This is a genomic window from Cyanobium sp. Copco_Reservoir_LC18, assembly GCF_009834675.1.
Classification (GTDB): domain Bacteria; phylum Cyanobacteriota; class Cyanobacteriia; order PCC-6307; family Cyanobiaceae; genus Cyanobium; species Cyanobium minutissimum.
In genome coordinates this window covers 184,726-208,939 of the sequence record NZ_ASAC01000014.1, presented here as the reverse complement: position 1 = coordinate 208,939, position 24,214 = coordinate 184,726, and the positions used below count along the sequence as shown (strand labels likewise).

General features: G+C 65.7%; 27 protein-coding genes. 17 read left to right on the top strand and 10 right to left on the bottom strand.

Annotation, left to right across the window (positions count from 1 at the left end):
• Positions 1 to 43: 43 nt before the first annotated feature.
• The 8 genes from thrC to L107_RS08525 all read left to right on the top strand — a co-directional run bounded on the left by thrC (position 44) and on the right by L107_RS08525 (position 11,336).
• Positions 44 to 1,102 (top strand): threonine synthase, encoded by a 1,059-nt coding sequence (gene thrC, locus L107_RS08560; RefSeq protein WP_159818116.1) that lies wholly within the window; start codon positions 44 to 46, stop codon positions 1,100 to 1,102.
• A gap of 373 nt (positions 1,103 to 1,475) precedes the next feature.
• Complete coding sequence (gene dnaN / locus L107_RS08555) at positions 1,476 to 2,633, top strand: DNA polymerase III subunit beta (RefSeq protein ID WP_159817883.1); 1,158 nt, start codon at positions 1,476 to 1,478, stop codon at positions 2,631 to 2,633.
• A gap of 4 nt (positions 2,634 to 2,637) precedes the next feature.
• The gene (locus tag L107_RS08550) at positions 2,638 to 3,531 is read left to right on the top strand and encodes an RNA methyltransferase (RefSeq protein ID WP_159817881.1); all 894 of its coding nucleotides are present in this window, start codon (positions 2,638 to 2,640) and stop codon (positions 3,529 to 3,531) included.
• A gap of 28 nt (positions 3,532 to 3,559) precedes the next feature.
• Positions 3,560 to 5,935, top strand: coding sequence for a phosphoribosylformylglycinamidine synthase subunit PurL (purL, locus tag L107_RS08545; RefSeq protein WP_159817879.1), 2,376 nt, complete (start codon positions 3,560 to 3,562; stop codon positions 5,933 to 5,935).
• Entirely contained in the window at positions 5,935 to 7,494 is a 1,560-nt protein-coding gene (gene purF, locus L107_RS08540; RefSeq protein WP_236550586.1) for an amidophosphoribosyltransferase, read from the top strand. Before purL ends, purF begins: the two co-directional genes overlap by 1 nt.
• A gap of 20 nt (positions 7,495 to 7,514) precedes the next feature.
• On the top strand, positions 7,515 to 8,630 hold the full coding sequence (locus L107_RS08535) for a glycosyltransferase family 4 protein (protein WP_159817877.1): 1,116 nt from the start codon (positions 7,515 to 7,517) through the stop codon (positions 8,628 to 8,630).
• Positions 8,631 to 8,770: 140 nt separating this feature from the next.
• On the top strand, positions 8,771 to 10,384 hold the full coding sequence (locus tag L107_RS08530; protein WP_159817875.1) for an alkaline phosphatase family protein: 1,614 nt from the start codon (positions 8,771 to 8,773) through the stop codon (positions 10,382 to 10,384).
• Between the two features lie 4 nt (positions 10,385 to 10,388).
• Positions 10,389 to 11,336 (top strand): glycosyltransferase family 2 protein, encoded by a 948-nt coding sequence (locus L107_RS08525; protein WP_159817873.1) that lies wholly within the window; start codon positions 10,389 to 10,391, stop codon positions 11,334 to 11,336.
• Between the two features lie 48 nt (positions 11,337 to 11,384).
• On the opposite strand, the gene L107_RS08520 is transcribed toward L107_RS08525, so the two are convergent.
• From L107_RS08520 to L107_RS08495, 6 genes are all read right to left on the bottom strand, one after another.
• Positions 11,385 to 12,113: a phytochelatin synthase family protein gene (locus tag L107_RS08520; protein ID WP_236550585.1), complete on the bottom strand. Its 729-nt coding sequence runs from the start codon at positions 12,111 to 12,113 to the stop codon at positions 11,385 to 11,387.
• 132 nt (positions 12,114 to 12,245) lie between these two features.
• Positions 12,246 to 12,602: a type II toxin-antitoxin system HicB family antitoxin gene (locus L107_RS08515; protein ID WP_159817871.1), complete on the bottom strand. Its 357-nt coding sequence runs from the start codon at positions 12,600 to 12,602 to the stop codon at positions 12,246 to 12,248.
• Complete coding sequence (locus tag L107_RS08510; protein ID WP_159817869.1) at positions 12,599 to 12,853, bottom strand: type II toxin-antitoxin system HicA family toxin; 255 nt, start codon at positions 12,851 to 12,853, stop codon at positions 12,599 to 12,601. Before L107_RS08510 ends, L107_RS08515 begins: the two co-directional genes overlap by 4 nt.
• Before the next feature lie 42 nt (positions 12,854 to 12,895).
• Positions 12,896 to 13,780 carry a GNAT family N-acetyltransferase gene (locus L107_RS08505; RefSeq protein ID WP_159817867.1) on the bottom strand — a complete coding sequence of 295 codons (885 nt, stop codon included), beginning with the start codon at positions 13,778 to 13,780 and terminating at the stop codon, positions 12,896 to 12,898.
• Positions 13,777 to 14,178, bottom strand: coding sequence for a type II toxin-antitoxin system VapC family toxin (locus tag L107_RS08500; RefSeq protein WP_159817865.1), 402 nt, complete (start codon positions 14,176 to 14,178; stop codon positions 13,777 to 13,779). Before L107_RS08500 ends, L107_RS08505 begins: the two co-directional genes overlap by 4 nt.
• On the bottom strand, positions 14,162 to 14,416 hold the full coding sequence (locus L107_RS08495; RefSeq protein ID WP_159817863.1) for a type II toxin-antitoxin system Phd/YefM family antitoxin: 255 nt from the start codon (positions 14,414 to 14,416) through the stop codon (positions 14,162 to 14,164). Before L107_RS08495 ends, L107_RS08500 begins: the two co-directional genes overlap by 17 nt.
• A gap of 36 nt (positions 14,417 to 14,452) precedes the next feature.
• On the opposite strand from L107_RS08495, the gene L107_RS08490 reads away from it, so the two are divergent.
• From L107_RS08490 to L107_RS08450, 9 genes are all read left to right on the top strand, one after another.
• On the top strand, positions 14,453 to 14,863 hold the full coding sequence (locus L107_RS08490) for a tyrosine-type recombinase/integrase (RefSeq protein WP_304523547.1): 411 nt from the start codon (positions 14,453 to 14,455) through the stop codon (positions 14,861 to 14,863).
• 212 nt (positions 14,864 to 15,075) lie between these two features.
• Complete coding sequence (locus tag L107_RS08485) at positions 15,076 to 15,636, top strand: O-methyltransferase (protein WP_201295841.1); 561 nt, start codon at positions 15,076 to 15,078, stop codon at positions 15,634 to 15,636.
• Between the two features lie 216 nt (positions 15,637 to 15,852).
• Positions 15,853 to 16,524, top strand: a complete 672-nt coding sequence (locus tag L107_RS08480; RefSeq protein WP_159817859.1) for a hypothetical protein — start codon at positions 15,853 to 15,855, stop codon at positions 16,522 to 16,524.
• Between the two features lie 138 nt (positions 16,525 to 16,662).
• Entirely contained in the window at positions 16,663 to 17,544 is an 882-nt protein-coding gene (locus L107_RS08475; RefSeq protein WP_159817857.1) for a restriction endonuclease, read from the top strand.
• A 175-nt stretch (positions 17,545 to 17,719) separates the two neighbouring features.
• A complete protein-coding gene (locus L107_RS08470) occupies positions 17,720 to 18,568 on the top strand; it encodes a hypothetical protein (RefSeq protein ID WP_159817855.1) in 849 nt (282 codons plus the stop codon).
• 107 nt (positions 18,569 to 18,675) lie between these two features.
• Positions 18,676 to 19,767 carry an alkene reductase gene (locus tag L107_RS08465; protein ID WP_236550584.1) on the top strand — a complete coding sequence of 364 codons (1,092 nt, stop codon included), beginning with the start codon at positions 18,676 to 18,678 and terminating at the stop codon, positions 19,765 to 19,767.
• A gap of 172 nt (positions 19,768 to 19,939) precedes the next feature.
• A complete protein-coding gene (locus L107_RS08460; protein WP_159817851.1) occupies positions 19,940 to 20,572 on the top strand; it encodes a hypothetical protein in 633 nt (210 codons plus the stop codon).
• 29 nt (positions 20,573 to 20,601) lie between these two features.
• Entirely contained in the window at positions 20,602 to 21,018 is a 417-nt protein-coding gene (locus L107_RS08455; RefSeq protein ID WP_159817849.1) for a DUF3592 domain-containing protein, read from the top strand.
• Positions 21,015 to 21,488 carry an AAC(3)-I family aminoglycoside N-acetyltransferase gene (locus L107_RS08450; protein WP_159817847.1) on the top strand — a complete coding sequence of 158 codons (474 nt, stop codon included), beginning with the start codon at positions 21,015 to 21,017 and terminating at the stop codon, positions 21,486 to 21,488. Before L107_RS08455 ends, L107_RS08450 begins: the two co-directional genes overlap by 4 nt.
• On the opposite strand, the gene L107_RS08445 is transcribed toward L107_RS08450, so the two are convergent.
• The 4 genes from L107_RS08445 to L107_RS08430 are packed head-to-tail and all read right to left on the bottom strand — an operon-like array spanning position 21,455 to position 24,194.
• Positions 21,455 to 22,105: a DUF1349 domain-containing protein gene (locus L107_RS08445; protein WP_236550583.1), complete on the bottom strand. Its 651-nt coding sequence runs from the start codon at positions 22,103 to 22,105 to the stop codon at positions 21,455 to 21,457. The two genes, L107_RS08450 and L107_RS08445, sit on opposite strands and share 34 nt — an antisense overlap.
• Positions 22,098 to 23,252 carry a sugar MFS transporter gene (locus tag L107_RS08440; RefSeq protein ID WP_159817845.1) on the bottom strand — a complete coding sequence of 385 codons (1,155 nt, stop codon included), beginning with the start codon at positions 23,250 to 23,252 and terminating at the stop codon, positions 22,098 to 22,100. Before L107_RS08440 ends, L107_RS08445 begins: the two co-directional genes overlap by 8 nt.
• Complete coding sequence (locus L107_RS08435) at positions 23,245 to 23,694, bottom strand: DMT family transporter (RefSeq protein WP_159817843.1); 450 nt, start codon at positions 23,692 to 23,694, stop codon at positions 23,245 to 23,247. Before L107_RS08435 ends, L107_RS08440 begins: the two co-directional genes overlap by 8 nt.
• Positions 23,691 to 24,194 (bottom strand): DMT family transporter, encoded by a 504-nt coding sequence (locus L107_RS08430; protein ID WP_236550582.1) that lies wholly within the window; start codon positions 24,192 to 24,194, stop codon positions 23,691 to 23,693. Before L107_RS08430 ends, L107_RS08435 begins: the two co-directional genes overlap by 4 nt.
• Positions 24,195 to 24,214: the final 20 nt, after the last annotated feature.

Sequence of the window (24,214 nt, the reverse complement as noted above, 5' to 3'; positions counted from 1 at the left end):
GCCCCTGCTACGAGCCCTGCGACGCCTGGGCCGGCAGCCCACCATGCAGGACTGGCCGGGACTGATCGAGGCGTACCGCAGCTGGCTGCCGGTCAGCGACGCCACGCCGGTGGTGACCCTGCGGGAGGGGGCCACCCCCCTGATTCCGGCGCCGGTGATCGCCGAACGGGTGGGCCGTGGCGTCAAGGTGTTCCTCAAGTACGACGGCCTCAACCCCACCGGCTCCTTCAAGGACCGGGGCATGACGATGGCCATCAGCAAGGCCAAGGAGGCGGGCTCGGAGGCGGTGATCTGCGCCAGCACCGGCAACACCTCGGCGGCGGCGGCGGCCTACGCGCGACGGGGCGGGATGCGGGCCTTCGTGCTCATCCCCGACGGCTACGTGGCCCAGGGCAAGCTCGCCCAGGCCCTGCTCTACGGCGCCGAGGTGCTGGCGGTGCAGGGCAACTTCGACCGGGCCCTGGCGATCGTGCGCGACGTGGCCGACCGCTACCCGGTCACCCTGGTCAACTCCCTCAACCCCTACCGGCTGCAGGGCCAGAAGACGGCCGCCTTCGAGGTGGTCGACGCCCTCGGCGAGGCCCCCGACTGGCTCTGCATCCCGGTGGGCAACGCCGGCAACATCAGCGCCTACTGGATGGGCTTCAAGGAGTACCGCCAGGCGGGCCACAGCACGGTGCTGCCGCGGATGATGGGCTTCCAGGCCGCCGGCGCCGCCCCGATGGTGCTGGGGCACACGGTGGAGCAACCGGACACGATCGCCACGGCGATCCGCATCGGCAATCCGGTCAACAAGGAGAACGCCCTCAACGCCCGAACCGAGAGCAACGGCGACTTCATGGCGGTGACGGACGCCGAGATCATCGAGGCCTACAAGCTGCTGGGCCAGGGGGAAGGGGTGTTCTGCGAGCCGGCCAGCGCCGCCTCGGTGGCGGGCCTGATCAAGCGGCGGGAGGAGGTGCCGGTGGGCGCCACGGTGGTGTGCGTGCTCACCGGCAACGGCCTCAAGGACCCGACGACGGCGATCGAGAACAACGACGCCACCTTCCACACCGGCATCGCCCCCGAAACCGAGACCGTGGCCAAGGTGATGGGCTTCTGAGCCGCTGACGCCGGGCCAACCGTCTGGGGAAATCCTGGGACATTCCCCACCGCCGACCGGGAGAGCCGGGGGAGGGAAAACCCCCGTGGGCGGTCCACGGTTTCCCCAGGCCCGGGAATCGGTGGAAAACCCCTCGAAATGGGCCATTTCCGCGCCCCATTCCCCAGCCATCCGCCCGGCAGACATCAGTGGTGCCAAGGGAAGACAGCCTGTTTACCCGTTTTCCCCCGCCCCTACGACGACGGGCTGTTTTTCTTCTTCTCAATCCTTGATTGATCCTCTGAACAGTCGGGGGACCACCCGTTGCGCTTTGGCGCGCCCTGTGAAACCGTGGGGCCTCACGAACGCCGTGCCGCCCTCGCCGGCCCCCGCCATGAAGCTGGTCTGCTCCCAGGCTGAACTCAGCGCCAGCCTCCAGCTGGTCAGCCGGGCGGTGGCGACCCGCCCCACCCATCCGGTGCTGGCCAACGTGCTGCTCACCGCCGATGCCGGCACCGGCCGGCTCAGTCTCACCGGCTTCGACCTCAGCCTCGGCATCCAGACGAGCCTGCCCGCCGCCGTCGAGACCAGCGGCGCCATCACCCTGCCGGCGAAGATGTTCGGCGAGATCGTGGCCCGCCTGGCCACCGACAGCCCCATCAGCCTCAGCTGCCCGGAGGGCGAGGAGCAGCTGGAGCTGACCAACCTCTCCGGCAGCTACAGGATGCGGGGGATGCCCGCCGACGACTACCCGGACCTGCCCCTGGCCCAGAGCGGCACGCCGATCCGCTTCCACGCCGAGGCCCTGGTGAAGGGCCTGCGGGCCACCCTGTTCGCCAGCAGCCCCGATGAGAACAAGCAGCTGCTGACGGGGGTGCACCTGCGCCTGGACGGCGAAGGCCTGGAGTGCGCCGCCACCGACGGCCACCGCCTGGCGGTGCAGCGCCTCTCCCACGCGGTGGAGGCCACCGACCAGCCGGCCGCCGATGGCGAGGACTTCGCCGTCACCGTGCCGGCCCGCTCCCTGCGGGAGCTGGAGCGGATCCTCTCGGGCCGCGGTTCCCAGGAGCCCCTGAGCCTGTTCTGCGAGCGCGGCCAGGTGGTGGTGCTCTCCGCCGACCAGGTGCTCACCAGCCGCAGCCTCGACGGCACCTACCCCAACTACCGCCAGCTGATCCCGGCCTCCTTCCAGCGCCGCCTGGTGCTCGACCGCCGCGCCTTCATCGCTGCCCTCGAGCGGGTGGCGGTGCTGGCCGACCAGCACAACAACGTGGTCAAGATCAGCGCCGACCCGGGCGCTGGCACGGCGACGATCCGGGCCGACGCCCAGGACGTGGGCAGCGGTTCGGAATCGCTGGCGGTCATGATCGAGGGGGAGGCGATCGAGATCGCCTTCAACGTCCGCTACCTGCTCGATGGCCTCAAGGCCATGGGCTCCGACCAGGTGGTGCTGCAGTGCAACGCCGCCACCACCCCGGCCGTGCTGGCGCCGGTGGGGGCCGATGAGGCGTTCACCTACCTGGTGATGCCGGTCCAGATCCGCACCAGCTGAGCCCGTGGGTCTTCCCGACCAGCTGCTGCTGAGCGATCTGCTGCGGCGGCAGGTGCGGTGCGATCAGGGCCTCGAGCGGGGCGCCGGGGTGCTGGCCTGGATGCACCCGCCGGTGCACCGGCTGCTGGGCTGGGCCAGCCGGCCCTCGGCCTTCGCCCAGAAGCGGCTCGTCTGGCGGCTGGACCAGCTGCGGGGGCTGGGGGAGCAGGAGGTGTTCGTGAAGGGGGAGCCGGCGGAGACCGACGCCGCCACCCTGGAGCGGCTGCCCACCCTGATCGATGCGGCCCTCACCGGCGCCGATGACGTGCCCCTGGGGCTGGTGGCCGACGCCGCCGTGGAGCTGCGCAGCGGTCGCATCCTGCATTACCTGGTGGCCCGCAGCGACCCGCGGCTGCCGGGCACCAGCCGCTGGCGCCTGAGCCCCGACCGGATCGTCGACCAGCAGCCCGGCCGGGTGTTCACCGCCCTGCGGGGCCTCGACGACCTGCCGGTGGCCCGCGCCAGCGTGCGCCAGCAGCTGCTGCGCCGCTCGCGGCGCTGGAAGGAGCAGGTGCAGGAGGTGGGCGGCCGTGTCGAGGAGCGGCTGGAGGGCTGGCTGGAGGAGCCCCCGTGGCCCGACGCCTTCCGCGAGGAGCGGCCTTGGCCCGACCGGGACCCCGACCCTGCGCGGCCGCGCCGCGACCCCTACGACGACGACCCCGGCGGGGCCGACCCCTATCCCCAGGAGCGCTACGCCGACGAGCCGGACGAACCCGACCCCCTCGAGGACTGGCCCGAGGAGGAGGAGCCCCAGGAACCGCCCCGGGAGTTCCGGGAAGCGCCCCCGGTGGAGCCGGCGCCGCGCCGCGACCGCTACCGGGGCCGTGAACCCCACGGGGACGACGACCCCTGGATCTGATACTGGAGGGCCGTTGCCGCGCCCCCCGGTGGTTCCTGTCTCGACCCCGTCCTTCTCGGTGCCCGAGGCCCTGCGCAAGGAGGGCCTGAGCCAGGGCGATTACGACGAGATCGTGCGTCGCCTCGGCCGGCCCCCCAACCGGGCCGAGCTGGGCATGTTCGGGGTGATGTGGTCGGAGCACTGCTGCTACCGCAACTCCCGCCCCCTGCTGGGCCAGTTCCCCACCAGCGGCCCCCGCATCCTGGTGGGGCCGGGCGAGAACGCCGGCGTGGTCGACCTGGGCGAGGGCCAGCGGCTGGCCTTCAAGATCGAGAGCCACAACCACCCCTCGGCGGTGGAGCCCTTCCAGGGGGCGGCCACCGGGGTGGGGGGCATCCTGCGGGACATCTTCACCATGGGGGCCCGCCCGATCGCCCTGCTCAACGCCCTGCGCTTCGGGCCGCTGGAGGACGAGCGCAACGTGGGCCTGATGGAGGGGGTGGTGGCCGGCATCGCCCACTACGGCAACTGCGTCGGCGTGCCGACGGTGGGCGGTGAGGTGGCGTTTGACCCCAGCTACGGCGGCAACCCGCTGGTGAACGCCATGGCCCTGGGTCTGATGGAGACCGACGACATCGTCTGCTCCGGGGCGGTGGGCGTGGGCAATCCGGTGGTCTACGTGGGCAGCACCACGGGCCGCGACGGCATGGGCGGCGCCAGCTTCGCGTCCGCCGAGCTCACCGAGGCCTCCCTCGACGACCGGCCCGCCGTGCAGGTGGGCGATCCGTTTCTGGAGAAGGGGCTGATCGAGGCCTGCCTGGAGGCGTTCCAGAGCGGCGATGTGGTGGCGGCCCAGGACATGGGCGCCGCCGGCCTCACCTGCAGCTGCTCGGAGATGGCCGCCAAGGGGGGCCTGGGCATCGAACTGGACCTCGACCGGGTGCCCGCCCGCGAGGCCGGCATGAGCGCCTACGAGTTCCTGCTGAGCGAATCCCAGGAGCGGATGCTGTTCGTGGTGGCGGCGGGGCGGGAGGAGCCGCTGATGGAGCGCTTCCGCCGCTGGGGCCTGCAGGCGGCGGTGGTGGGCCGGGTGCTCCAGGAGAACGTGGTGCGGGTGCTCCAGCACGGCGAGGTGGCGGCCGAGGTGCCCGCCAGCGCCCTGGCGGACGACACGCCGATCAACCACCACGAACTGCTGGCCGAACCCCCCGCCGACATCCAGGCCCACTGGAGGTGGAGCGAAGCCCAGCTGCCGGCGGCGACCAGCGGCGGCCTGGAGATGGCCGACGGAGCGCTGGTCTGGGGCGACGCGCTGCTGCGGCTGCTGGATGACCCCACCATCGCCAGCAAGCGCTGGGTGTACCGCCAGTACGACCACCAGGTGCAGGCCAACACCGTGGTGCTGCCCGGCGGCGCCGATGCGGCGGTGGTGCGGCTGCGGCCCCAGCAGGGGCCCGGGGCGATGGAGGCCGCGACCCGCGGCGTGGCGGCCACGGTGGACTGCCCCAACCGCTGGGTGGCCCTCGATCCGGAGCGGGGCGCCATGGCGGCGGTGGCGGAGGCGGCCCGCAACCTCTCCTGCACGGGCGCCGAACCCCTGGCGGTCACCGACAACCTCAACTTCCCCTCCCCCGACACCGCCACCGGCTACTGGCAGCTGGCCATGGCCTGCCGGGGCCTCTCGGCGGCCTGCAGCGCCCTGGCCACGCCCGTCACCGGCGGCAACGTCTCGCTGTACAACGAGACCCGCCTGCCGGACGGCCGCATGCAGCCCATCCACCCCACCCCGGTGGTGGGCATGGTGGGGCTGGTGCACGACCTGGCCCACGTGACGGGGCTGGCCTGGCGCCAGGCCGGCGATGCCATCTGGCTGCTGGGGGTGCCGCTCGATGAGAACGGTGACGAGCGCCTGGGGCTGGGGGGCAGCAGCTACCTGGAGGTGGTGCACGGGCAGCTCACGGGCCGCCCGCCGCTGACGGATCTGGCCCTGGAGGGGCGGGTGCAGGGCTTCCTGCGGGCGGCCATCGCCGCGGGCCTGGTGCGCTCCGCCCACGACCTTTCGGATGGCGGCCTGGCGGTGGCGCTGGCGGAGAGCTGCATCGCCTCCGGCCTGGGGGCCGCGGTGGATCTGCCCGCCGGCGCGGGACGCCCGGACCGGCTGCTGTTCGCCGAGGGGGGGGGCCGGGTGCTGGTGAGCGTGGCGCCGGAGCGGGAGGCGGCCTGGCGGGAGGCCCTGGCGGCGGCGGCCGAGGCGGGTGAGCCCGTGCCGGCCGGGCGCCTCGGCACGGTTTCGGCGGATTCCCGCCTGGTGGTGGCCCGGGGCGGCGAGCCCCTGCTGGCGCTGGCGGTGGAGCCGCTGCGCCACACCTACGAGCAGGCGATCCCCGCCCGCCTGGGCAAGGCCGGCCCCCCGCCCGACAGGTAATGGGCCAAGATGAAACCGGTCCTTGGTCTGAGCCTGCCGTGCCCTGCGCCGATCAACGCGATGCGCACGGTCCGCTGACCACCGACACCGAGCCCCTTGGGGGCCCTGGGGGCGACCGCCCCGACAAGCCGGAGGAGGCCTGCGGCGTGTTCGCCGTGCTGGCGTCGGGTCAGGCGGTGGCCAACCTTACCTATTTCGGCCTCTACGCCCTGCAGCACCGGGGCCAGGAGTCGGCGGGCATCGCCGTCTTCGACGATGTGAAGGTGCGGCTGCACAAGGACATGGGCCTGGTGAGCCAGGTGTTCGACCAGGAGGTGCTGGAGCGGATGCCGGGCCAGCTGGCGATCGGCCACAACCGCTATTCCACCACCGGCAGCAGCAAGGTCTGCAATGCCCAGCCCGTGGTGCTGATGACGCGCCTGGGGCCCCTGGCCCTGGCCCACAACGGCAACCTGGTGAACGCGGCGGAGCTGCGGGACTCGCTCGCGCACATGGCTGGGGAGTTCACCTCCACCACCGACTCGGAGCTGATCGCCTTCGCGCTGCAGGAGGCGGTGGATTCCGGCCTGGGCTGGAACGCGGCGATCCGCAAGGCCGCCGGCCGCTGCCGCGGCGCCTTCAGCCTGGTGATCGGCACCCCCGACGGCCTGTTCGCCCTGCGCGACGGCCACGGCATCCGGCCGCTGGTGTTCGGCCTGCTGGGCGAACCGGAGCAGGGCCAGTGGGTGGCCAGCAGCGAGACCTGCGGCCTCGACATCATCGGCGCCAGCTTTGTGGATGATGTGCAGCCCGGCGAGCTGATCCACTTCCGCCAGGCCGATCCGATTCCCGAGCGGCAGCGCTGGTGCGAGGAGCCGCCCAAGCTGTGCGTCTTCGAGATGATCTACTTCGCCCGGCCCGACAGCCGCTTCTTCGGCGAGTCGCTCTACAGCTATCGGGTGCGGATCGGCGAGGTGCTGGCCCGGGAAACGCCCGTGGAGGCCGACATTGTGATCGGCGTGCCCGATTCGGGCATCCCGGCGGCGATCGGTTATTCGCACGTGAGTGGCATCCCCTTCGCCGATGGCCTGATCAAGAACCGCTATGTGGGCCGCACCTTCATCCAGCCCACCCAGGCGATGCGGGAGGCGGGCATCCGGGTGAAGCTCAACCCCCTGCCCGATGTGCTCTTCGGCAAGCGGGTGGTGGTGATCGACGACTCGATCGTGCGCGGCACCACCAGCCGCAAGCTGGTGCAGGCCCTGCGGGACGCGGGCGCCACCGAGGTGCACATGCGGATCAGCTCACCGCCCGTCACCCACCCCTGCTTCTACGGCATCGACACCGACACCCAGGACCACCTGATCGCGGCGCGGCTGACGCTGGAGGAGATCGAGCGGCACCTGGGGGTGGATTCGCTGGCCTACCTCACCAAGGGCGGCATGGTGGAGGCGGCCCAGGCCCACTCGAGCCACTTCTGCACCGCCTGCTTCGACGGCCAGTACCCGATCGAGATGGATGACGAGGTGCGCAACAGCAAGCTGATGCTCGAGCCCACCGGCCTGGCGGCGCGGGTGTAGGCCCGGCGGCCGGCCCCAGCATGCGCATCGCCTTCCTGGATTCCTGGCTGCAGGACGTGGCCGAGGGCAGCGGCACGGCGGCGGCGATCGGCGGCCTGGCGGGTGCCCTGGTCGCCCGGGGCCACACGGTCGAGCGGCTGGTGCCTGAGGGGTCCTGGCCGCGGAATCTGCTGCTGCGCCGCCTCTGGTTCAACCTCACCCTGCCCCAGCGGTTGGCCGCGGCGGCGGGTCGCTACGACCTGGTGGTGGGCTTCGACATCGACGGCTTCCGGGTGGCGCACCGCTGCCCGGTGCCCTACGTGTGCTGCATCAAGGGGGTGCTGGCGGAGGAATCGCGCTGCGAGAGCGGCTGGCCCCGGCTGATGCTCTGGGGCCTCTCCCGGCTGGAGCGCCTCAACGCCCGCCGGGCGCCCCTGGTGCTCTCCACCAGCCGCTACTGCTGCGAGCGCATCGAAGCCCACTACGGCGTGCCGGCGGGGCGGCTGCGGCTGGTGCCGGAGGGGATCGACACCGGGCTCTGGAATCCGGAGGCCGAAGACCCTGCCGCCCTGGCCGTCCTGGATGGGGCCCGCGAGCCCCACACCGTGCTGTGCGTGGCGCGCCAGTACCCGCGCAAGCGGGTGGCCGATCTGATCACGGCGTTTGCGGCCTTGCACCAGCGGCTGCCGAGCGCCCGGCTGGTGGTGATCGGCGACGGGCCGGAGCACGGGGCCCTGCGGGAGCTGGTGGAGCGGCTGGAGCTGGGGGCGGTGGTGCAGCTGCTGGGGGCCCTGGCCGACGACGGTGCGGTGCGGGACTGGTACCGCCGCAGCGCGGTGTTCTGCCTGCCGTCGATCCAGGAGGGCTTCGGCATCGTGTTCCTCGAGGCGATGGCCAGCGGGCTGCCGGTGGTGAGCACCACGGCCACGGCGATCCCCGAGGTGGTGCCCCACGGCCGGGCCGGGCTGCTGGTGCCGCCGCGGGATCCGGCGGCCCTGGCCGAGGCCCTGCTGCAGTTGCTCACCGATGCCGAGCTGAAGGCACGCTGCCGCGCCTACGGCCGCGGGCACGTGGCGCCCTTCCGCTGGGACCGGGTGGCGGAACGGTTCCTGGAGGCGGTTGACTCTGCGCTGGCGCCGACACGGGACCCAGGTTGATCCGGTTGCCGGCAGGCTGTCTTCCTCCATCCTGGTCCTTTCGTCGTCGGTGGCTGAGCGGGCCGGGGAGAACGGAATTTCCTCTTCATCAGCCTTAGGCTCGATTGATTGAGCCACCTCTACGTTCACGTTGATCTTCCGTGGCCAGCCCCACCCGGATTCTGTTCATCGGCATCGATTCGGCAGAGAAAGATCTGATCCTGCAGTGGTCGTCCGTGGGCCTGCTGCCGACCTTTTCACGATTGCTGGAACAATCCGCCTGGGGTGTCACCACCACGCCCGTCGGTTTCTATGTGGGTGCCGTGTGGCCGTCGTTCGCCACAGGTGTCTCAGCGGCCCGCCATGGCCGCTACAACTTCAGCCAGCTGAAAACGGGAACGTATGAGACCTATCGGCACAACAGCTTTGATCTTGAGGGTGAGCGGTTCTGGGATGTTCTGAGTTCAGCAGGCAAACGGGTGGCCATCATCGATGTCCCCCTGACGCCCCCGTCGGAGCGGATCCATGGCATGCAGATCACGGACTGGGGGGTGCACAAAGCCAACAAGCAGGATGTCTTCCACGCCTACCCTCCCGCGCTGGCCTCCGAGGTGGAAGCTGAGTTTGGAAAGAATCCGATTCCCCGGTGCAACGACATCGATCGCACGCCCGAGGGCTTCCAGCAGTTCGTGGAGGCCATGATCGCGCGAACCAATGCCAAGGAAAAACTCTCAACGAAGTATCTACGACAGGGACCTTGGGATCTGTTTCTCACCGTCTTCACCGAGCCCCATTGTGTCGGCCATCAATGCTGGCATCTCCATGATTCCAGGCATGCGGATCATGACCCGCTCCTGGCCGCGTCGCTTGGCGATCCCCTGCTGGCGGGCTACAGGGCGCTGGATGCTTCCATCGGACGTCTGATTTCGGAAGTGGACAAGGACAGCTACGTCTTTGTCTACAGCAGCCATGGCATGGGCCCGCAGGACGGGGTGAATTCCTTCCTGGAGCGCATCCTCCTGCGTCTGGACCACCACGATGCAGCCAGGCGGCCCACACCGGCACCGACGAGCCTGGCTGATCGCCTTGCCAGGAAGGTTCGCACCTATGCAAGAAACCCGGAGCTGCTGTGGTGGCGACTCAGAAAGGTCCTGGACCCAGGCCTGCGGTTTCCCGTGCCCGACTTCGCGGCAGTGACGCTTCATGTGGAGGACCGCCGGTTCTTCATGCTGAGCAACAACGACGCCTGTGGAGCGATCCGCGTCAATGTGGTCGGCAGAGAGCCGCGGGGAAAGGTGGCAATGGGTGAGCCGTATGAGCAGGTCTGCCAGCAGCTGGTGGAGGATCTGAAGGCGATTGTTTATGTGGACACAGGGGAGCCGGTGGTGAAGGAGGTCCTGCGCACCTCCCACCATTACCAGGGCCATCACCTCGCCGATCTCCCGGATCTGATCGTGGAGTGGAATCGCAAGGAGTCCCCGCGTTCGGTTGAGTCCGCGAAGATCGGCCGGCTCCCCAATTCCTATTCCGGTGTCCGTACCGGCGATCACAGGCCGGAAGGCATCGTCTTTGTGACGGGGCCGGGCGTGCCTGCCGGAGAGATCAGTCCATCCATCTCCGCCCTCGATTTCGCCCCTACCCTGGCGCGCCTGCTGGACGTGCCACTGCCAGAGGCCGAAGGCGCTTGCCTGCCGTGCATCCAGAGGGCGATCACAGCCTCAGCTCTGGAGCCATTGGACTCCAGGCACGAGGGTCATCCCATCAGCAAGACGTAATCGAATGACGGATGTCGATGTCACTGTCATTCTGCCCACATACAATCGTGTCCATAAGCTGAATGAGGCACTTCAATCTGTTTGTGCCCAAACCTATGACGGCTATGTTGAGATCATCGTTGTTGATGATTGTTCGCTGGACAATACCGTCAGCTTCATTCAGCAGAACTATCCGGATGTGCGACTGCTCAGCCTGAGCACCAACGTCGGCCATGGTGCCGCACGCAATCATGGCATCCGAGTTGCCCGGGGGCAATACATTGCCTTTCTTGATTCCGATGATCTCTGGAGACCTGACTACCTGAGGGTTCAGATCTCATCGCTGCAGAGACAGCCAGACCATGGCATGGCCCTCAGCGGCGTGGAGGTGCGCTGGAACGGTCAATCGGAGTTTGATTCCCAGACACCTGATGTCGATCGCTACCTGTCGCCGATGCATCAGACATTGCTCATCGGCAGGCATTTTCTGCGCTCCGGTCCCTCGGCCCTGCTGCTCTGCCGTCGTGTCTTTGATGAGGTCGGTCTCTTTGAGGAGCGACACCGGGTTGGCGGTGACATCGATCTGTATCTGCGTTGCCTGGGGGCCGGATTCACCACGGCCTTCACGGAGCTGCCGCTGGTGATCAAGAATGAGGGATCGGCTGATCAGCTGACCAATCCCAGGAATCTTCGGCTCAGGGAACGAAGTGTGATGTCCCGCGTGGATGGGTTTTATGCTCGCTATGGTGCAGCGATGCGGGATCAGATCCCCCCGATCCATCGGATCCATGCCACAAACCAGCTTGGATTCGCCCAGGCTTACTTCAACAACAACTATTTTTTCCATGGGCTCAGGTCCTGCCTGCTGGCTGCATTGAATGGCTATCCCATTCGGGCGCTTTCCTCTGCAACGGAGCAGATCACCAGAAGATTGTCCCGTCGTTGGACGATTCTTTTTGCTTCCAGGCCATGAGTCGCTAACGGACGGCAGGGGTGCCGCCGTGACTCCCCTCGTCCGGCATCACCCGCCGGCTGGCCTCTGGATCACGACCAGGCCGCGGCTGCGGCCCGAGGTGGAATCAAGGGTGCGGATCGCCTTCCAGAGGTCGGCCACCGGCACCCACACCGAGGGGTAGCGGTAGCGGGCCACATCGAGGATCAGCACCCGGTCGCTGGGGGCGTGGAAGGCGGCCAGCGGGGCGATGTGGCCGCCACCGGCCTGGCCCAGGGAGGGGCGCAGGTAGTTGGCCAGCAGGCGGTCGCCGGGCCGGCTGAGGTTGGTGCGCAGCAGGGCGCGGAACTGCTCGAGGCTCAGCTGGTCGCCATGGATCGCTTCGGCCTTCACGCCGTGGGCCGCCAGCAGGCCGGCCAGCTCGGCCAGGGTCATGCCCTGGCGCCGCACCACCTCGGCGCTCACCACCGTGCGGCCGGCCGGCACCTCGAAGACGTTCTCCTGGGTCCAGAAGCGGTAACGGCCGTAGCCCGGCACGGCGGGGGCGGGCACGGCCAGGCTGTTGAGCACCATGGCGGCACTGGCCACGCCGCAGTAGGCGAGGTTGGCCTGGGTGAGGAACTGCTCCGCCAGGGGGCCGTAGTCGGCGCGGGCGCCGCTGGCCACCAGCAGCTCCATGCCCGCCGGCTCCATCAGGGGGATCGGCGCGGCCCGCAGGCGCCCCGCCGCCAACGGCGCCGCCAGGGCCAGCGACAGCAGCACCAGGCCGGGGAGTGGGGATGGCTTGCGCGTGATCACGGCGGTGAAGGGTGCTGGAGCAGGGCGGCCCTGGGAGGAAGGTAGGGGACCAATTGCAGTGCTGGGGGGACCAGCCCAGCTCCGGCCAGGGTCTTTGGAGCCCACGCAGGCAATCTGTGAGGCACTGTCCCCTCAGGGGAGGTGTTTTCCATTCCTCTGTGTCGTGACACTTTTCTGAAGGGCTTCCTGGGCGAGCGTATTGAGACTCTTTCCCTGCGCTTCCGCAGTGATCGCCAGGGTCTTGTGAAGCTCAGGCGGAATTCTTAGATTGAATCGTCCGGAAAACTGTTTTCGTGGCTGGATTCCCTGTTCCTTGCAGACCTCAAGGAAAACCTCCAACGACTTCTTGAATTCCTGGCGAAGTTCTTCGGGATTGGATCCATAGAAGTCGGCTCCTCCAGACAGACCAAGAATTTCCCCACGAAACTGATCCGTGTCCGGGTCGTATTCAATCTTGGCTTGGTAGCCATCCATTGTCATGAGATTCATGGCATCACTCCGTGTTCTTCAAGCCATTTGCGGATCGATGCAACAGCACCCTTGTCTGTATCTGGCGATGGGTGGGGTCTATGGAAGACCCTGACTTCGCCAAAGAGGACGACCGCGACGCGGCTGCCTGCCCTCTCCATGACATCCCCGCCCAGCTCAAGAAAGAGGGCTTCAACGTCCTTCCACGGCACATTGCCGCTGACAGGTCGGGAAAAGATCAGCTCAAGAGTGCGCTGGTGCTTCCGCTTCATTGAAGCATGGTACTGGCAGGTGGTACTACTGGGGGACACCGATCACCCCAGCTCCAGGCAGGCCAGCCCGTACACGTCCGCCAGCGACACCGCCGGCGGCACGCCCCGGTACATGCGCAACGTGCGGGAGGCCGGGGTGAACCCCAGCGACGCCAGCAGGGGGGCGGCGGCGGCATTGGCGCCGGGGGCATCGATCAGCACCGTGCCGGGATGGCGCTGCAGCAGGCCTTCGAGCAGGGCCCGGGCGGCGGCGGGGCTGTCCGCCACCAGGGGCCCGAGGCGCCAGCCGTCGCCATCGGCCAGCAGGCAGGGCCGCACCCGGCCGAAGCCGTGGCAGGCGCCGGAGCGATCCACCAGGGCCAGCACGGTGCCGGCCGGATGCCGCAGCCACTGGCGCAGGAAGTGGGGGCGGGGCGAGGGTTCCCGCTCGGCATCGAAGCGCTGCACGGCGGCGGCCGGAATGGCGCCGCCCTCCAGCAGGCACCAGGGGGGCTCCGGCGCGGCGGCCGGCGGGGCCGGGTGGTCGCCGGCGACGAGCCGCTGCCAGCGGGTGGTGGGGGAGGCGGGCACGAAGCCCCAGCCGGCGTAGTCGTCGATCCGGTCGGAGGCGGCCTCCAGGCCGATGCAGGGCACGTCGGCCAGATGGGCCAGCGCCTGCTTCCACAGCTGCACCCCGTAGCCCCGGCCCCGCTGGGCGGGCACCACCAGGAACAGGCCGATGAAGCCGTAGGCGGGGTTGTAGCGGACCCCGGCGATGCACCCCACCGGCTCGTCGCCGAGCCAGCCCACCCAGAGGCCCTGGCGGTCGGTCTGGCGGTAGATGGCCACATCGCCCCCCCCCGGCGCGAACCCCTCCCGCCGCGCCCAGCCGGTGACGGTGGGGATGTCGGCGCTCTGCAGGGGGCGGATGGTGAGGGGAGCACTCACCAGATCGTCTCCAGCCCGGGAATGGCGCGGAGCGTCTCGTCGGCGCTGATCAGGGGCCGGCGGCCCTGCAGGGCCGTGGCGGCGATGAGACGGTCGGCCGGGTCGCCATGGCGGAACTGGGGGCCCCGGGAGAGCAGGGCGATCTCGGCGGTGATCGGCAGCACCTCCAGCCGCAGGGCTTCGAGCAGGCGGCGCAGGTAGAGGGCCGGGGGCACGTCGTCCGGCAGGCTCAGGCGTCCACGTTCGTGGAGCAGGGCCAGCTCCCAGAGGCTGATGTCGGCGATGGCCAGCTGACCCTGGGCGCGCCCCTGCTCCAGGGCCGCCGCGGCGCGGCGGGAGAGCCGGGCCGGTTCATGCGCCCAGAACAGCAGGACATGGGTGTCACAGATGGTCAGCATCACCGGCGCCTTCGAGATCGGCGTCGCCAGCGGCGATCGGGGCGATGACATCCCCCAGGGTGACGCTGCCGCCCAGCCCCTCCAGCCAGCGGCGGGCCTCCTCGGCCGGGTCCTGTTCCGGCTCGATGCGGGCAATCACCCGGCCGTGGGAGGTGACCTGAATCGCTTCCCCGGCCTGCACACGCTTGAGCCAGGCCGGCAGGTTCTGGCGCAGGTGGGTCACGGAGACGCGCGCCATGGTGGGCGTCTGTACATGGGGTCTGTACAGATTAGGATGCGTCGGCTGCATTGGGTTGATCTGGCGGCGGGCTGGGGCCGGGTGGTGATGCCCTATGCCCTGGCCAGGAAGTACCCGAACGCGGACCGGGAGTGGGCCTGGCAGTGGGTGTTTCCTCAGCAGAACCGCTGGCGAGACCGGGACTCAGGAACCCAGGGCCGCCACCATCTCGATCCGAGCGTGGTGCAGAAGGCTGTGAAGCTTGCGGTGGCCGAGGCGGGAGTCACGAAAGCGGCCAGCTGCCATACCTTCCGTCACTCCTTCGCGACCCACCTGCTGGAACGGGGCCAGGACATCCGCACGATCCAGGAACTGCTTGGACATCAAGACGTGAGCACCACCATGATCTACACCCATATGCTGAATAGGGGGCCGCTCGGTGTTTGCAGCCCAGCGGACATGATGTAGCCATGGCTACATGTGGTTATCGGACCCGTGAACCACTGCCAAAAGACTTGGCCTTCCAACTAAGATCGCTATGCAGGAAAGGATTCTCGTCCGATGTTTCGCTGGTGTCAGCTGTGGTTCACGGAAAGGGGCGCAGAAAGTTCTGTGGTTCACGGAACCTCCCAATAAAGAGTTAGAGCTATTAAGTGACTTCCATGAACGACCGAGACAGATTGAACGAACCCAAGGCTGTAGAGGGCATATGGAATGACTCTGTGGCAGCGGGTTTCTCTATGGCGTCAGACCCACTGACTTGCTCGCTGCTGAGGACGCTTGCGGCTTCAAAGGCTTCAGCTCGATTTCTTGAGCTTGGCTCTGGAACTGGTCTTTCAACAGCATGGATTCTTGATGGCATGGATCAGTCTTCTTCTTTGGTTACAGTCGACAATGATGAGTCATCGATTGAAATTCTCACGAAGCATCTAGGCTCTGATCCGCGCTTGGAGATTGTTTGCGCTGACGGTGACTCTTTCTTGCAATCGCCGGACGATGAGCATTATGACTTCATTTTTGCAGATACATGGTCAGGAAAATACCGCTTTCTTGATGAGGCGCTTGAGTTGATTAAGCCTGGAGGCCTTTACGTTATTGACGATATGCTTCCGCAGCCAAACTGGCCTGATGGCCACGCCGCCAAGGTCGAGGATCTAATTAACTACTTGGATGGCGATTGTAGGTTCCATGTCACTAAGATGTCTTGGGCAAGTGGCATCATTATCGCAACAAAGCTCTAACATGCCGCTGCAGTGGATGGGAGGCGTCAATTCATTGAGGCCCAAGAAGGATCAAGCCCGTTTGCTCATGCCCACCACTGAGCGGCAGCGTTATACAGATCAATCAGGCAGCCGACTGGGAAGGCTGATGTCCTTGGCAGCTCTAGTGAAACCGCTACGCCGGTCTCCTTGGCATAGCTAGAGTTCTGTAACCAATCAATACCACATGGAGTGCAGATGGGCTTGACGTTTGGGGGAGTCTTGATAGGTAGCTGGTATGTTTATCACATTAACTACCTTGAATTCAAGAGATCGATTGACCAATACACGACAGCCGTCAACAGCCAAGAATATCTAGAGAATCAGGACAAGCACATCACTCTTGGCCTCCGTGGAGGAATTGAGATTGCCAGAAGAACTCATAACTACGCGGCTGGCTGGAAATCGCTTGTGGATCACACAAGAGCAATTGTTAACAGGCTAGAGGAGCATTCATCAGATGATCTTCGAAGGTTTCCGGCTGAGTATGCCGAAAGACTCAAGGACTCCTTGAGAGACACAGTTGAAAATGATTTCATAAATGACCTACGGCGAATGGCTCAGCACAAAAGCCTTCCGGTCCCAAAACTCTATTTCATATTCGACCAAGATGGAGCAGGTTGGCATTTCAACTTTCATCCAGATGATATCAGAGACTTTGATTGGAGAGCATCAACACGACGCTTCATTGAGGCAAACAGTTCAATTCCAATTGGCAAACTGATTGGCAATCACTATGCAAAGATGAAGGAGTTCTACCAGTGGATTGACTTTAGAGATCGCCAGCTGGGGCCGTACGCCAATGCCAACCTTGACGGGGTATCATTCGATGAATGGAAGTCTTCTGATTCTTGGAACCGAGCTGTATAACATCAAGATCCAGCGGGCGGGTCAAATCATGCCTGAAGTGCGCATAGAGCTTCTGCCCGCCGCTGATCTTGAGCGTTAGAAGTACAGGAAAGCCTGATCGATGCAGGTCATCTACACTGACGAGACTCCCTGCTCTCAATGGCAAAGAAAGCTCAGGCTGAATTCATTCGGTGGTTCGGCCCACTACTGGATGCCCTTCGGGATCTTGGCGATTCGGGTCGCCCGAGAGAAGTGTCTGCACGCATCTCAAAGAACTTAAACCTTCCAGATGAGCTTCTAGACCAGACACTCAAATCAGGTGGAAGCAAGTTCCATAACCAGGTTGCCTGGGCAAGGCAGTATTTAGTGTGGGAAGGTCTGCTGGATTCGTCTAAGCATGGAACTTGGACCCTTACAGAGAAGGGACGAAATGCACATCTTGGCGACAAGGAAGCACGAGAAATATTCCTGAAATGGGTTTCCATTCACGCCGAGAATCGAAAGCAGAAACGAGATGCTCAAGAAGCTGAAGAGGAAGTGCTCCCGTCTGAGGGTAGAGTAGAAGATAAAGAAGATACTGAGAAGCTTGATCTTTTGAGTACTCTGCAGTCAACCAGCCCTACGGGCTTCGAGAAGGTGTGTAGAGAGCTTCTCAGAGAGTCAGGCTTTGAGAATGTTGAGGTTACGGGTGGCTCTGCTGACGGCGGAATTGATGGCTATGGAACTCTTGAGATCAACCCATTTGTTAGCTTCAGAGTTCTCTTCCAATGCAAGCGCTATGCAAAAGGCAATCTGGTCTCTCGCGCTCAAGTTGGTGATTTCCGCAACACCATGCTCGGAAGAGCTGAAACGGGAATCATCATAACCACATCAGGATTTAGTAATGCGGCTATCCAGGAAGCGAGCAGGGAGGGTGCACCTCAAGTTGAGTTGGTCGACGGGGACGAATTGGTTGAAATGTTCCAGCGGGTTGAGCTGGGTGTATTCAAGAGGACTGTCTACGATGTAGATCCTGTGTACTTTGAGAAGTTTAAGGACTGACTTCTAACATCACCATTCACCTGAGCCGCCGCCACATGAGCCCTGTATGTCCCAATTTCACTTTGCGGCCAGGTGATGGCGAGCGTTAGGCTTATGCATTCCTCTATAAGAGCAAAGGTGGAAATGAATGACTTTGCATAGCACAACCACTTCGTTTGTGGCGATTGGAATTTCCTTGGTAGCGCTGGCCACTACTATTCTTAACTTTAGAAGGAAGAGCAATATCAGCATCTCCGGCTCAATAATCTACTCCCTTGGAAGCCCTACTTCCAACGCTTACGTCAGCAAGATATTCCTTGACAACAAGAAAGATCGCGCTGTAACAATTTACGCCGTCTATCTTATGATTTCGCCAAACTATTTTATTCAGCTGGAGGACCTCGAGGGAGAACCGCTTATACCGGCTCCGTATTCTTCAGTCGTAAGAGAATATGGACAGGTTCACTTTTACAGTATTAACCTCAAGAGAATTGATCTTAATAATCTCTTTGAGCTAAAGAAAGATAATCGGACTTCAAAACGGAAGAAGTTTATCGTACTTGCAACCTCTGATGGCAAGTATGTCGTTAAAAACTCAATTAGGCGGTGGTCCCCTGTGGGATTGTTCTTTCGAAACCATATGACCGCGATTATTCAGCCCAAAACTGTAAAGTATAAAGACCAGTTTGTTGATCCCCGAGCCAAGTTCCTGGTATTGTTGAACTATAAGGATAGCGAACAGATCCTGATGATCAGGTCTGATGAATACAAGTATATCCGATTCAAAGGCTTCCAGCTTTCAGAGACCGATCTAAAAGATATGGAATCCATAAAGAAGTTCTTTGAATTGCAACGGAGTAAAGGGAATGTCAATTTTGACTCAGTAGAGGTACTAGATCCCTCTAAATGGGTCGAGGTTCCCGATAGAGTGCTTAAAGCTCCAGAGATTAGTTGGCTGGAGTATAATCTAACGGGCTTAGTCAAAACATGGATTTCCAACAAGATGCTCGGCTATGCAAATAAGAAGCGTAAATTCAAAGCCTAACATCCAGATGCAGAAGACGGGAGCTGAGGTTGGTTTCTATGCTGTGATCTCAGCCCGCTTCTGATCTGGGGCGTTAGACGGCAAGATGGCGTGGATTGGCGATGTCGATGGTAATCATGCTGTTCACACCTGTGATACTCGGGGCGCTCGAACTGGCCAACCGGATCATCATGTCTCCCATGACCCGCATCCGGGCGGGCGAGGGTTGCATCCCTTCCGAGCGGATGGTCCGGTACTACGCGCAGCGCGCTTCGGCAGGCCTGATCATCACCGAGGGGACGCACCCCAGCCCCATGGGGCGCGGCTACACCTACCCACCCGGCCTGCACACCGAGGAGCAGGCGATGGGCTGGCGGAACGTGACCAACGCGGTCCATGCAGCCGGTGGTCGCATCGTCGTCCAACTCATGCACGCAGGGCGGGTCTCGCACTCGTCGCTGCTGCCGGGCAACGCCCTGCCCGTGGCCCCGTCGGCCATCGCCGTTTCTGGCCACGTCCACACCTTTGCCGGCAGCGTGCCGTTCGAGACGCCCCGCGCGCTGGAAACGGAGGAGATCCCCGGCATCGTCGAGGAGTATCGCCGCGCCGCGGAATTGTCGATCGTCGCCGGTTTCGACGGTGTGGAACTCCATGCGGCGACTGGCTACCTCCCCAATCAGTTCCAGGTCTCGGGGTCGAACCAGCGATCCGACGCCTACGGAGGCTCGGTGGAGAACCGGTCTCGCTTCACGTTGGAGGTGGTCAAGGCACTCTGCGACGTGCGGGGCGCCGATCGGGTCGGCGTCAAGATCGCCCCTGGCTTCACCGTGAACGACACGTTCGACGACGACCCCGCGGAGACCTATCTTTTCCTCACTCGGTCCCTGAACCGGATGGGTCTTGCCTATCTGCACGTCGGTTACGACAGCGGTTACGGGCGAGGGACGGCCCCGCCGTTCAACCCGATTGACCTCCTCCGTCCGGCGTACACCGGCAACCTGTTGGCGGTGGGCGGGTTCCTGAAGGGAACGGGGGAGGCCGCCCTTGCCGCCGGTCGGGCGGAAGCCATCGTGTTCGGTCGCCCGTTCATTTCCAATCCCGACCTTGTGGACCGGCTCCGGCTCGATGCGCCTTTGAATCCCTGGGACGTCAACACCTTTTACGGCGGCGACGACCACGGGTACACGGATTACACCCCCTTGGCTCGAAGCACGGGATGAGCGTTCACCCACCGGTCGTGGCCGTCATCATCGGATGCGGGAGCAGAGCTAATGGCGGCCGAACAAGACGCTGCAGCAGACGGGGGAGCGATGTAGGTTTTTGGGATTTCTCGGCTCACTCGCCCCCGCCGCTGATGAGCGGGGTCGGTGGCCAGGCAGGAGGCGTTTACAGATGAAACTCGGGCGCATCGAAACTCAGCGCAAGAGCGGGGCAGAGCCCCTCCACGCCAATGGCTCCCCCCTGGGTGTCTCCTTGCAGGAGTTCTGGCAATGGTCAGGCTCGGATCTCGTCAGCAACTCTCAGCGCGGGATCCTTGCTGAGTTTCTGGTGGCGCAAGCGCTCGGCGTCGTTACGGGTGTTCGAACCGAGTGGGATGCCTACGATGTTGTCACCGCTGCCGGTATCAAGGTCGAGGTCAAGGCCTCGGGCTTCGTTCAGTCCTGGGCGCAGGAGAAGCTATCGAGCGTTGGATTCGACATCGCCCCCAAGCTTGGCTGGGATGCTTCCACGAATATGTCCGCAACAGAAGCCTGCAGGCCAGCGGATGTTTATGTCTTTGCCGTTCACTTCCATACGGACCAGGCGTCGATCGATCCGCTCAACGTCAATCAGTGGGAGTTCTATGTTCTCGCCACGTCCGTTCTCGACCAACAGTGCATGAGACAAAAGAGGATCTCTCTCGCCACGCTTCAGAAGCTCTGCCCGAGAACGGTACCGTTTGATGGTCTCTGCGTCGCTGTGACAGAGGCAGCTTGCTGCAACCCATCTCATCCAGGCGGTACGGCATCACCCGGGAATACGTAGCATCAACATCAGGCTTCGCCTCTGTGCCGATGGTGTTCGCTGCGTTCTCGCTCCTCGCCGGTGCCGCCCTGGTGTGGTTGTCATTGTGGTTGAAGCTTCGCTCTCACCAGTGCCTGCGGTGGCCCAGCGTCATGGGTCGCGTCACCGAATCTCGCGTCGACGACGCAAGCCTGGAAACAACGAAGCCCGTTCTGCGCTATCGCTATGACGTTAACGGCCAGACCTACGTCGGCTTCCGTGCTTCCTTCTCCGGGTACGGCGTCAGCCGAGCGGCGATGGAGGCGGTCATCAAGCCCTACCCCCAGGGAAGCAGGGTCAGGGTCTACTACAACCCACGCCATCCGGCCTCCGCCGTCCTCGACAACACGGCACCGTCGGATTGGCCCTATTGGTTGTCGTTTGGTGTCGGCTTCCTGGTCCTCGCTGCCTATCTGGCCCTGCGATGAGCCATCGCCCCGCTTCGATCCGGGTCCTCGGCCCCACGGACGCCCCGGCGCTTCGCCAGATGCTGGGCCTCTTCAGCGACGTCTTCGACGACCCCGAGTCCTACCTCCACCATCAACCCAGTGACGCCTACCTCACCAGGCTCCTGGCCAGCGATACCTTCATCGCCGTCGCGGCCTTCGCGGCAGACCAGATGGTCGGCGGCCTGGCCGGCTACGTGCTCCCCAAGTTTGAGCAAGAGCGCAGCGAGTTCTACATCTACGACCTGGCGGTCGCGGAGGAGTTCAGGCGCCGGGGCATCGCCACCGCACTCATCAACACCATCAGGCGCACCGCCCATCAGCGCGGCATCTACGTCATCTTTGTGCAGGCGGATTACGGCGATGACCCAGCGGTCGCGCTCTACACCAAGCTCGGCACCCGGGAAGACGTCATGCACTACGACATTCTTCCCGGCTGCCAGTCGACGTGATCGAATTCAGCCAGGAAACCCGCCGCCGTCGGGCTGCAGGCATAGAGGCCGATCTGTGCCGGTCCTGTCTCGCCCAGCTCCTGCAGCCGGGCCATCCGCAGTTGCTGCCAGTCCTCCCTATCCAGGCTGGCGTCGGCGATCACATCGCGGCCCTCGCGGCGCAGCCGCAACCACACGGTGCTGATCTCCCGGGCCAGGGGCTGGGTCGACCAGTCGGAAGCCTGGGCGTTGGTCACCACCGCGCCGAGCCGGTTGGGGCCGTCCGGTTCGAATTCCACCGAGGTCTTGATCCAGCAGGCCGGCGACAGCCGCAGCAGCAGTCCGGCCTGGTCGTAGCGGTGCCGCGGATGGGCCGTCACCCGGCAGGTGAGCACCCCATCGCCGTCCATCTCCCGCAGCAGGGCATGGCCGTTGTCGGCCTCGAAGCCGTAGTGGGTGCGCTGCCAGAAGTCGGTGCGGGCCGCCGGCCACAGCCGCAGGCGGCCGGTGGCGGCCTCCCGCTCCCATCGCGGCGGCTCGTTCAGCCAGTGCAGGTCGGTCTCGAGGTTCATGGCGTCGCAGGGGTGGGGGTGGTGGCCAGGCCGAAGAGCCACATGGGTCAGTCCGATGTCAACCATGGCGAGGCAGGAGAAGGACATGGAGGCCGGCCAGGGCCAGCCCCACGGGGATCAGCAGGGCGGGCACGGCGGCCAGCCCCAGGTCAGCGGCGATCCAGCCCAGCGAGGTGGGCACGGCCACCGCACCGGCACTGGCGGCACTGGTGGCCAGGCCGACGGCGGCCGGCACCAGGGCGACGGGCAGGCGCCGCGGGATCAGCAGGATCGTGGCGGGAAAGATCCCGGCCAGGCCGAACCCCGCCAGCGGCAGGGCGAGCCAGGGCGCGGCCCCGCCGGACCAGCCGATCAAAGCCGCCAGCAGCAGGGCCAGCGAGCCGCTGATCCACCGGATCACCCCCAGCCGCCCCACCAGCCCGCCGAAACCGAAGCGGCCCGCCGTCAGCCCCAGCCAGTAAAGGCTGACGCCGATGCCGGCCGCCACCGCCGCCTGGGAGCGACCCAGGTGCTGGACGCTGAAGGCCCAGGTGCCGATCGAGGCCTCGAGGCCCACCGCCGCCAGCAGCACCAGCCCGCTCAGCCCCACGGCCGGCCGCCGCAGGGCCTGCCCCAGCACACGCCAGTCGCCGCCGGCGGCCCCGGCGGGACGCGGCCCCGGGCCGGCCCGCCGGTGCCGCCAGAGCCACAGCAGCACCAGGCCGCCCAGGCCGGCCAGCACCAGATACACCTGGCGCCAGCCGCCCCCCAGGGCCAGCACCGTGGTGGCGATCGCCGGTCCCGTGACGGCGCCGACGCCGTAGAAGCCATGCAGCGGGCCGATCAGCCGGGCGCCGGCCTCGTGCTGCGCCACGGCCGTGTTGAGGCCGGCGTCGACCAGGCCGATGCCCAGGCCCACCGCCACCCCCGTGGCCACCATCAGGTCCCAGCGGGGGGTGAGGGCATAGAGCAGCAGGGCCGACGCCAGCAGCGTGAAGGCCAGCAGCAGCAGCCGGTCCAGACCGAGGCGGCCGTTCACCACGCCGTTCAGCAGGGCCGCCAGCAGGTAGCCACCGATCTGGCTGACCAGCAGCAGCGTCACCGACCCGGTGCTCAGCGTGAAGGTGTCCAGCAGGGAGGGCACCAGCACGCCGAGGGCGGCCTCCACCGCGCCGATCACCACAAAGGCGGCACAGGCCACCCCCATCCGCAGGTCGCTCGCTGCGTCAGCCATCACGGCGGCGCAGGGCGACGGCGACCAGCAGCAGCAGCACCGCCAGCCAGCGGCCGGGTCCGTTCGGCTGCTGGGGGACCCCCAGCCAGCCCCAGTGGTCGATCAGCAGCGAGCCGATCAGCTGGCTGCAGACCACCGTCATGGTGGTGGCGGTGAGCCCGAGCCGGGGAATCACCAGGGTGGAGAGGGTGACGTAGAGGGCGCCGAGCAGGCCGCCGCCCAGGGCCCAGGGCGGCACGGCGGCGAGCCGCTCGATGGGGCCGGCGCGGAAACCCCCCAGGGCCAGCAGCAGGCCGAGGGCGGCGGCACCCACCAGGAAGTTGACCGTGGCGGCGGCCACGGCGGAGCGCAGCGTGCCGCCCAGGCGCGCATTGGCGGCCCCGCCCACTGAGAGAAGACTGCCCGCCGAGAAGGCACAGAGCACGGCGGAAAGGGGGTTCATCGCCCACCCCCCGACTGGGTGAGCAGGACCATGGCCGCCAGGAACAGCGCCATGGCCGCCCAGCCCCGGGCGCCGAGGCGCTGGCGGCGCACCCCCAGCCAGCCGTGGTGATCCATCACGAGGCCGGCGACCGCCTTGCCGGCCACCACCAGCCCGAGGGTGAGGGTGGCGCCGAGTCGGGGGATCACCAGGGTGCTGGAGCTCACGTACCAGGCGCCGAGCACCCCGGCCAGCAAGGTCCAGCGCGGCGCCGTGCCGATCGCCCGCCAGTCGGGGGCCGGCAGCAGGCCGCTGAGCAGCAGCCCGATCAGGGTGAGCGAACCCAGCAGGTAGGAGTGGAGGGCGGCCAGGGGAACGGACTGGAGCGACTGGGCCAGCCGGGCGTTCATGGCCGCCTGCACCGGCAGCAGGGCGCCGGCCAGCAGGGCCAGGGCGATCGCCATGGCCGAGGAGACGGGGACGACGGGCGCCGGCGAGCGGGGCAGGGACAGGCAGGACATCTCGATATCAAGAGACTTGA

What these genes read in the sequence shown, in the direction of transcription:
- L107_RS08450 (WP_159817847.1), top strand. Translation starts at nt 21,015, where the DNA reads ATGAGCCATCGCCCCGCTTCGATCCGGGTCCTCGGCCCCACGGACGCC.
- L107_RS08495 (WP_159817863.1), bottom strand. Translation starts at nt 14,416, where the DNA reads ATGGCGCGCGTCTCCGTGACCCACCTGCGCCAGAACCTGCCGGCCTGG.
- L107_RS08460 (WP_159817851.1), top strand. Translation starts at nt 19,940, where the DNA reads ATGAAACTCGGGCGCATCGAAACTCAGCGCAAGAGCGGGGCAGAGCCC.
- L107_RS08455 (WP_159817849.1), top strand. Translation starts at nt 20,602, where the DNA reads ATGGTGTTCGCTGCGTTCTCGCTCCTCGCCGGTGCCGCCCTGGTGTGG.
- L107_RS08515 (WP_159817871.1), bottom strand. Translation starts at nt 12,602, where the DNA reads ATGAATCTCATGACAATGGATGGCTACCAAGCCAAGATTGAATACGAC.
- L107_RS08480 (WP_159817859.1), top strand. Translation starts at nt 15,853, where the DNA reads ATGGGCTTGACGTTTGGGGGAGTCTTGATAGGTAGCTGGTATGTTTAT.
- purF (WP_236550586.1), top strand. Translation starts at nt 5,935, where the DNA reads ATGGGCCAAGATGAAACCGGTCCTTGGTCTGAGCCTGCCGTGCCCTGC.
- L107_RS08435 (WP_159817843.1), bottom strand. Translation starts at nt 23,694, where the DNA reads ATGAACCCCCTTTCCGCCGTGCTCTGTGCCTTCTCGGCGGGCAGTCTT.
- L107_RS08535 (WP_159817877.1), top strand. Translation starts at nt 7,515, where the DNA reads ATGCGCATCGCCTTCCTGGATTCCTGGCTGCAGGACGTGGCCGAGGGC.
- L107_RS08465 (WP_236550584.1), top strand. Translation starts at nt 18,676, where the DNA reads ATGGTAATCATGCTGTTCACACCTGTGATACTCGGGGCGCTCGAACTG.
- L107_RS08430 (WP_236550582.1), bottom strand. Translation starts at nt 24,194, where the DNA reads ATGTCCTGCCTGTCCCTGCCCCGCTCGCCGGCGCCCGTCGTCCCCGTC.
- L107_RS08510 (WP_159817869.1), bottom strand. Translation starts at nt 12,853, where the DNA reads ATGAAGCGGAAGCACCAGCGCACTCTTGAGCTGATCTTTTCCCGACCT.
- L107_RS08525 (WP_159817873.1), top strand. Translation starts at nt 10,389, where the DNA reads ATGACGGATGTCGATGTCACTGTCATTCTGCCCACATACAATCGTGTC.
- L107_RS08500 (WP_159817865.1), bottom strand. Translation starts at nt 14,178, where the DNA reads ATGCTGACCATCTGTGACACCCATGTCCTGCTGTTCTGGGCGCATGAA.
- L107_RS08490 (WP_304523547.1), top strand. Translation starts at nt 14,453, where the DNA reads ATGCGTCGGCTGCATTGGGTTGATCTGGCGGCGGGCTGGGGCCGGGTG.
- L107_RS08445 (WP_236550583.1), bottom strand. Translation starts at nt 22,105, where the DNA reads ATGGTTGACATCGGACTGACCCATGTGGCTCTTCGGCCTGGCCACCAC.
- dnaN (WP_159817883.1), top strand. Translation starts at nt 1,476, where the DNA reads ATGAAGCTGGTCTGCTCCCAGGCTGAACTCAGCGCCAGCCTCCAGCTG.
- L107_RS08440 (WP_159817845.1), bottom strand. Translation starts at nt 23,252, where the DNA reads ATGGCTGACGCAGCGAGCGACCTGCGGATGGGGGTGGCCTGTGCCGCC.
- thrC (WP_159818116.1), top strand. Translation starts at nt 44, where the DNA reads ATGCAGGACTGGCCGGGACTGATCGAGGCGTACCGCAGCTGGCTGCCG.
- L107_RS08475 (WP_159817857.1), top strand. Translation starts at nt 16,663, where the DNA reads ATGGCAAAGAAAGCTCAGGCTGAATTCATTCGGTGGTTCGGCCCACTA.